This is a genomic window from Candidatus Burkholderia verschuerenii (assembly GCF_001189365.1).
In the GTDB taxonomy this organism is placed as follows: domain Bacteria; phylum Pseudomonadota; class Gammaproteobacteria; order Burkholderiales; family Burkholderiaceae; genus Caballeronia; species Caballeronia verschuerenii.
Map to the genome: position 1 here is coordinate 1 of NZ_LFJJ01000273.1, position 5,439 is coordinate 5,439.

The 5,439-nt window shown below is 59.5% G+C and carries 3 protein-coding genes and 3 pseudogenes; 2 read left to right on the forward strand and 4 right to left on the reverse strand.

Features of this window, described 5'->3' with window-relative positions:
- Positions 1 to 126 (forward strand): annotated as a pseudogene (locus BVER_RS33015) (IS5/IS1182 family transposase); the annotation flags it as partial.
- A 277-nt stretch (positions 127 to 403) separates the two neighbouring features.
- Here the strand turns inward: BVER_RS33015 and BVER_RS30850 are convergent.
- The 4 genes and pseudogenes from BVER_RS30850 to BVER_RS27255 all read right to left on the reverse strand — a co-directional run bounded on the left by BVER_RS30850 (position 404) and on the right by BVER_RS27255 (position 3,706).
- Positions 404 to 1,045 carry a histone H1-like DNA-binding protein gene (locus BVER_RS30850; RefSeq protein ID WP_083452393.1) on the reverse strand — a complete coding sequence of 214 codons (642 nt, stop codon included), beginning with the start codon at positions 1,043 to 1,045 and terminating at the stop codon, positions 404 to 406.
- A gap of 30 nt (positions 1,046 to 1,075) precedes the next feature.
- A pseudogene (locus BVER_RS34725) lies at positions 1,076 to 1,407 on the reverse strand (hypothetical protein).
- Between the two features lie 103 nt (positions 1,408 to 1,510).
- The gene (locus BVER_RS27245; RefSeq protein WP_050455913.1) at positions 1,511 to 2,788 is read right to left on the reverse strand and encodes a ribonucleotide-diphosphate reductase subunit beta; all 1,278 of its coding nucleotides are present in this window, start codon (positions 2,786 to 2,788) and stop codon (positions 1,511 to 1,513) included.
- A 705-nt stretch (positions 2,789 to 3,493) separates the two neighbouring features.
- Positions 3,494 to 3,706, reverse strand: coding sequence for a DUF3820 family protein (locus tag BVER_RS27255; protein ID WP_050455915.1), 213 nt, complete (start codon positions 3,704 to 3,706; stop codon positions 3,494 to 3,496).
- A 133-nt stretch (positions 3,707 to 3,839) separates the two neighbouring features.
- Here BVER_RS27255 and BVER_RS27260 point away from each other — a divergent pair.
- A pseudogene (locus BVER_RS27260) lies at positions 3,840 to 5,215 on the forward strand (MFS transporter).
- Positions 5,216 to 5,439: the final 224 nt, after the last annotated feature.

Here is a 5,439-nt window from a genome sequence, read left to right on the forward strand (position 1 = left end):
TTCTTTAAGCGTATCAAGCATTTTCGTCGCGTCGCCACTCGATATGACAAACTCGCCCACAGCTACCTCACCTTTGTCTCCATCGTGTCTGCCTTCGGGCCGCTCTTAAATGTGAACAGGACCTAATGCATTGATGCACTGAACGAACGTCGCGTCGAGCAAGACGCGCGTTCAAAGTTCAGAACAAAGCGCGTGCTTCGAAAGAGGCACGCGCTTTTTCTTTGGGCTCGATGTCCGTCGAAGGCGTGCAGCAAGCGCTCGCAGCACGCATTCGTTCGTCCAACGAAAAACCCGCCGCCGGGTTGCCCCGGCGACGGGTGTGGCCGGGTAGGCCTACCCGGTCTGAAGGCACATCGGTGTGTGCCGTGGTCCTGCGAACTGCTGTCTGCGTGACTTCCGCGACTTACGGACGGCTGCCCGTCGGGAACGGCCATGCCGCTGCCGGGTTCAACGCCGTCTTGACTGCAGCGGCCGGAGCCGGAGCAGGCGCCGATACGGTCGTTGCCGTCGTTGCAGGAGCGGCAGCCGTAGTCTTCTTCGCAGCAGCGGCCTTCTTGGCCGGAGCCTTTTTCGCTGCAGCTTTCTTTGCAGCGGGGGCAGCGGCAGGAGCAGCAGCGGCAGTTTTCGCGGGGGCCTTCTTGGCAGCAGCCTTTTTCGCAGGCGCCTTCTTGGCAGCGGCCTTCTTCGCCGCAGCCTTCTTCGCAGGCGCCTTCTTCGCCGCGGCCTTCTTCGCTACTTTCTTCGCAGCGGCTTTCTTGGCGGGCGCTTTCTTGGCAGCGACTTTCTTTGCCGCAACCTTCTTTGCCGCAACCTTCTTCGCCGCGACCTTCTTCGTCGCTACTTTCTTAGCCGCGACCTTCTTGGTTGCGACTTTCTTCGCTGCAACCTTCTTCGTCGCGACCTTCTTCGCTGCTACTTTCTTCGCCGCGACCTTCTTAACGGCGACCTTCTTCGCGGCTACCTTCTTGGCCGGTGCAGCCTTCTTGGCGGTGACTTTCTTTGCTGCAGCCTTCTTCGCTGCGGGTTTTTTCTTGGCAACTGCCATGATTTTCTCCTTCAGGTTTTCAGATGAGAGTCAGTTCAAACAACACCCTTCGTCAAAACCCGCTTCCCACATGTCGCCTTCTCAGGGTGCACACTACGAAGCGGATTATTCATCGGCGTACGCGCGTCCTGCCCGCTTACGCTAATGAATACGGCAAGGCGCGCCGTGCCCCAAGGCACCGCGCGCCAAATTGAGTCAGCTCCGCGTATTCGCGGCGCCGGCCATCGCTTGATCGAGCCAGCGAGCATGCCGCTGGCATTTTCTGGGGGGAAGTTTGCCCATCCCATTGAAGGGATCGCAATTCGCCTGTCTTCTGTTCGGGCCGTTAAACGGCGCGTTAAGTCAGTAGGCGCACTTTGCATCAGGCGACCGTTCTCCTAAACCTTGTCGATCAGGCGCGCGTGAGCGACACGCTGCTGCCTGACCGTCCCAACGATTTCGTCTGCAACACGTCCTGGATTTTTATTATTCCCAGGTGAGCGCGCCGCCGGTTTGATACTCAATCACGCGTGTCTCGAAGAAGTTGCGTTCCTTCTTCAAGTCGATCATTTCGCTCATCCACGGGAACGGGTTTTCCTCGTTCGGGAAAAGCGGGTCGAGCCCGATCTGCTGGCAACGCCGATTGCAGATGAAGCGCAAGTAGCTCTTGAACATCGATGCGTTCAGACCCAGCACTCCCCGCGGCATGGTGTCTTCGGCGTACTTGTACTCGAGATCGACCGCCTGCTTGAAGAGCTCGCGGATCTCGGCCTTGAATTCGGCGGTCCACAGTTGCGGCTCTTCCAGCTTGATCTGGTTGATGAGGTCGATGCCGAAATTGCAGTGCATCGATTCATCGCGGAGGATGTACTGATACTGTTCCGCCGCGCCCGTCATCTTGTTCTGACGACCCAGCGCCAGAATCTGCGTGAAACCCACATAGAAGAACAGCCCTTCCATGATGCAGGCGAACACGATCAACGACTTCAGCAATTTCTGGTCCGCATCCAGCGTGCCCGTCACGAACGCCGGGTCCGTGAGCGTCTGGATGAACGGAATGAGGAACTCGTCCTTGTCACGGATCGACTTGACCTCGTGATAGGCGTTGAAGATCTCGCTCTCGTCGAGGCCGAGCGATTCGACGATGTACTGGTACGCGTGCGTGTGGATCGCCTCTTCGAAGGCCTGGCGCAGCAGGAACTGGCGGCACTCCGGAGCGGTGATGTGACGATACGTGCCCAGCACGATGTTGTTCGCGGCGAGCGAGTCGGCCGTGACGAAGAAGCCCAGGTTGCGCTTGACGATGCGACGCTCGTCGTCGGACAGACCGTTCGGGTCTTTCCACAGGGCGATGTCTCGCGACATGTTCACTTCCTGCGGCATCCAGTGATTCGCGCAACCGGCGAGGTACTTCTCCCACGCCCACTTGTATTTGAACGGGACCAGCTGATTGACGTCGGTCTGGCCGTTGATGATGCGCTTGTCGGCGACATTGACGCGCGCAGCGCTCTGCGCGGCGATTGCGCCGGCAGACGGGGTAGCGGCTGCGGGCGGAACGAAGCCATCGGAGAAGATGTTCGTCGAGTTCGCTTGCGCAGTCTGATGGGCTGCCTGGCCAGCAGCTTGATGAGCGTGGGCAGCTTGCGCCGCACCTTGCGTTCCGAAAGTCGTGCCGGCGTTCAGATCCTGAGCGTGACGCAACGGGTTGTGTTGCGAAGCGCTCGAGGGAGCTACGGCAGTGGTCTCGTCATCCCAGTTGAGCATAAATTCTCACCATCAATTTAGATCGGTTTGTACCATCTTTGCATGAGCGATAAAAGAGTTTGCTCATGAAAAATCTCGTTTTGACGCGTTTTAGTTTGGGCGTTGCTACTTGCATACAACACTTGAGTCATCGCATCGCGAGTGATGCGTGATGCGATGAGTCGAAGAACAGGTGTGGAACGATCCTCATCGTGTGTGTTCGATGCTTGCGCGATGCGCGTCGAACGCGTTTCATCGATGCCCTGAGCGCCTTATTCCACAAGGCTTTGCAGCCGATGCCCCGAAGCCTTCGCGCGATGTTCGCGAGCGTGCATGCGAGACTCGACGTGCATGAAGCGCGATGCATGACAGCGTCGTTGCGATGACTCGCATCGCGCTTCGAGTCATGTGTGTTGCGATCGCTGCGATGTGATGCCGACGCGATGCAAACGACATCGATTTGCAGCGCGACTCGATGTGCTTCGCGCGTCATCTCGATGCCATGCGATGAGCGCGATCAATGCTGCGTCACGTCACCGGAACCGACTCCGAAAGCGCTTGATCCGATGCCTTCGGAAGCCGCTTGCGCGATTCGATATCGTTGCCGAAGTTTAGCATTCGATGCCGCACATTTCCACAATATCTTGTGCTTGACGAATCGCCAAACACAACCTATCGCGCATCTGCGAATGACCGCTTTCGCGCTCAACACACGCCTTCATGCGCTCATCGGCCGCGTAACGGATCGAGCAGCGAGCGCAGGTTGTTGTGATCGATCTCGTGCATGAGCGCGAGCAGCTGACCGAGCTTGCCTTGTGGAAAACCCTCACGCGCGAACCACGCGAGATAGTGCGCGGGCAGATCCGCGAGCACGCGATCCTTGTACTTGCCGTAGGGCATCGTCATCGTGACGAGACGTTGCAGGTCTTGCGGGTCCATCGTTGCTTCACTCCTCGTTCATGAATGGTCACGCGCGTGAATGCGTGATGAATGCGTGGCGAGCGCTCGTCGCGTGCGCCGTATCGGTGCCATAATCGCCGCTCTTGCCGCCAAGATCCGAACGCGATTCGCCATGCCGCTTGCCGTCAAAGCTTTCATTGCCCCTCTCATCGTCGCGTGTGCGATGTTCATGGAAAGCGTCGACGCGAACGTGATCGTCACGGCGATTCCCGAAATGGCGCGCGCCTTCGGTCGCGATCCCGTCACACTCAAGGTTGCCGTCACGAGTTACGTGCTCGGACTCGGCGTGTTCATTCCGATTTGCGGATGGGTCGCGGACCGCTTCGGCGCGCGCACCGTGTTCCGCACGGCCATCGGCATCTTCGTGGTCGGCTCGCTGCTGTGCGCGGCGTCGACGTCGCTCGGGCCGTTCACCGTCGCGCGCTTCATCCAGGGCGTCGGCGGCGCGATGATGGTGCCGGTCGGGCGCATCATCATCTTCCGTTCCGTGCGACGTTCGGAATTCATCCGCGCGATGCTTGGCCCCGCGGTCGGTCCGTTGCTCGGCGGATTCATCACGACGTATCTGCACTGGCGTCTGATCTTCTTCATCAATGTGCCGATCGGCATCTTCGGCATCTATCTGACCAACCGCTACATTGCGAATTCGCGCGAGGAGCATCTGGGGCCGCTCGACTGGTTCGGCTTCTTCCTCTCGGCGGGCGCGGGCGTGCTGCTGCTGCTCGGGCTGTCGCTGGTCGGCGGCGAGCTGGTGTCGGAGCGCACCGCTTACGCGATGGTCGCCGCCGGCGCGCTGATGGTCGCGCTGTACGTGCTGCATGCGCGACGCGCGTTGCGTCCGCTGCTCGATCTGCGCTTCTTCCGCGTGCCGACGTTTCAGGCCAGCGTGCTCGGCGGCTCGATGTTCCGCATCGGGCTCGGCGCGGTGCCGTTTCTTCTGCCGCTCGCGTTGCAGGAAGGGCTCGGGCTGTCGGCGTTCAAGTCCGGCGCGATCACGTGCGCCTCGGCGTTCGGCGGCATGTTCATGCGCTCGTTCGCATCGCGCGTGCTGCGTCGCTTCGAATTCCGGCAGACGCTTTACTACAACGCGGCGCTGTCGGGCATCGCGATTGCGGCGTGCGGGACGTTCTTTCCCGGCACGCCGATGTGGGTCATCTGGAGCGTCGTGCTGCTCGGCGGATTTTTTCCCGCGTTGCAGTTCACGAGTCTCAACTCGCTGGCTTACGCGGAGATCGAAACGCGCGATGTCGGGCGGGCGACCAGTCTTGCCAGTTTCGTGCAGCAGGTTTCGCTCGGGCTTGGGGTTACCGTGGCCGGGATTACGCTTCAGGTTACACGCAGTATCTGAACGGTCATGCGGTCGTGAGATGGTCGGATTTTTGGCCGGCGTTTTTTGTTGTTGGGTTGTTCTCGTTTTTTTCTATGCCGATTACGGCTCGGCTTGCTCGGGATGCTGGCGCGGAGATTTCTCAGGGGACTCGGGGGTAGGTTTTTTGGTGCTTGTTGTGCTTGTTATTCAGTAGCCGCCTCCCCGGCGGAGGGGTCACTTTCTTTGCGGCAGCAAAGAAAGTGACCAAAGAAAGCCGCACGACCGAGTTTCATAATGCATCTCTCCCATTACAAACCAGGTAGTCTCAACACCTTCTCGTCTTGCAGCGCCTCGAAGTTCCGGGGTCTCCGCTCAATTACGCCCCGCACGCCTATCTGCACGG